This is a genomic window from Marinitenerispora sediminis (assembly GCF_003336425.1).
Classification (GTDB): Bacteria; Actinomycetota; Actinomycetes; order Streptosporangiales; family Streptosporangiaceae; genus Marinitenerispora; species Marinitenerispora sediminis.
The window spans coordinates 1-1,546 of record NZ_QEIO01000303.1 but is presented as its reverse complement, the minus strand read 5'-3'; the positions used below and the strand labels follow the sequence as shown (position 1 = coordinate 1,546).

Sequence of the window (1,546 nt, the reverse complement as noted above, 5' to 3'; positions counted from 1 at the left end):
GCGCCGCACACCGCGCGCGGAGGCGGAGGCCGCCGCGGCGGCGGCGCGCGCGGGGTGCGGCGCGCCGGTGGCGGCGTTCGGCCTGGCGGAGATCGACCGCGCCGGCGTGCTGCGGGCGGCGCTGGGAGCGCGGCCCGGCGAGGTGTGGCTGCTGCGGCCGGACGCGCACGTCGCCGCGGTGCTGCCTGGCGCCGACCCCGCCGCGGTGGGGGCCGCGGTGCGCGCCGTGCTCGGCCGGGGTGGTGCGGTGGCGGGCGGGTCGCCGGTTCGCGAGGGGCAGGTGTCGTTGGCGTCGCCGAGAGAGGAGACCGGAGATGGCGTACTACCGGCGAGTGGGTGAGGTGCCGCGGACCCGGCACACCCGGCTGCGCAATCCAGCCGGCGGGCTGTACTACGAGGAGCTCATGGGCGAGGAGGGGTTCTCGTCGGACTCCTCGCTGCTGTACCACCGGGGTGTCCCCTCGGCGATCGTCGACGCGCGGGTGTGGGAGCTGCCGGACCAGGCGCGCACCCCGAACGCGCCGCTGCGTCCGCGGCATCTGCGGTTGCACGGGCTGTTCGACGCGGAGTGGAAGAACGCCGACGTCGTGACGGGGCGGCGGCTGGTGCTGGGCAACGACGACGTGCGGATCAGCTACGTGGCGGCGGGGGCGTCGTCGGAGCTGTACCGCAACGGTGTCGGTGACGAGTGCGTGTACGTGGAGGCGGGCCGCGGCACGGTGCAGACGGTGTTCGGTGTGCTGGAGGTGGGCCAGGGCGACTACGTGGTGCTGCCGCGGGCGACGACGCACCGGTGGGTGCCGGAGGGGGACGAGCCGCTGCGGGCGTACGTGATCGAGGCGAACGGGCACATCGCGCCGCCGCGGCGGTACCTGTCGCGGTACGGGCAGTTCCTGGAGCACGCGCCTTACTGCGAGCGGGATCTGCGGGGCCCGACCGAGCCGCTGCTGGTGGAGGGGTCGGATGTCGGCGTGCTGACCAAGCACCGGGGTCCGGGCCCGGGTGGGCTGGTGGGGACGCGGCACACGTTCGCGCGGCACCCGTTCGACGTGGTGGGCTGGGACGGCTGCCTGTACCCGTTCGTGTTCAACGTCGCGGACTTCCAGCCGATCACGGGGCGGGTGCACCAGCCGCCGCCGGTGCACCAGGTGTTCGAGGGGACGAACTTCGTGGTGTGCAACTTCGTACCGCGGAAGGTGGACTACCACCCGGAGTCGATCCCGGTGCCCTACTACCACTCCAACGTGGACTCCGACGAGGTGATGTTCTACTGCGGTGGCGACTACGAGGCGCGCAAGGGGTCCGGTATCGGCCCCGGGTCGGTGTCGCTGCATCCGGGCGGGCACGCGCACGGGCCGCAGCCGCAGGCCTACGAGGCGAGCGTCGGAGTCCAGTTCTTCGACGAGCTGGCGGTGATGGTGGACACGTTCCGGCCGCTGGAGCTGGGTGAGGGCGGGCTGGCCGCCGAGGAGCCGGGGTACGCGTGGTCGTGGGCCGGGCGGGGGCCGGAGCGCTAGTCCCGTCCAGCAAGGTGCGCCGTTGGCGG

Annotated in this window: 1 protein-coding gene and 1 pseudogene; both read left to right on the top strand. The window is 74.0% G+C overall.

Annotated elements, in window-relative coordinates; all coding sequences use genetic code 11:
- Positions 1 to 340, top strand: a pseudogene (locus tag DEF28_RS26460) (FAD-dependent monooxygenase); the annotation flags it as partial.
- Positions 315 to 1,517, top strand: coding sequence for a homogentisate 1,2-dioxygenase (locus DEF28_RS26455; RefSeq protein ID WP_114400920.1), 1,203 nt, complete (start codon positions 315 to 317; stop codon positions 1,515 to 1,517). The pseudogene DEF28_RS26460 and the gene DEF28_RS26455, both read left to right, overlap by 26 nt.
- The last annotated feature ends 29 nt before the right edge of the window (positions 1,518 to 1,546 follow it).

What these genes read in the sequence shown, in the direction of transcription:
- DEF28_RS26455 (WP_114400920.1), top strand. Translation starts at nt 315, where the DNA reads ATGGCGTACTACCGGCGAGTGGGTGAGGTGCCGCGGACCCGGCACACC.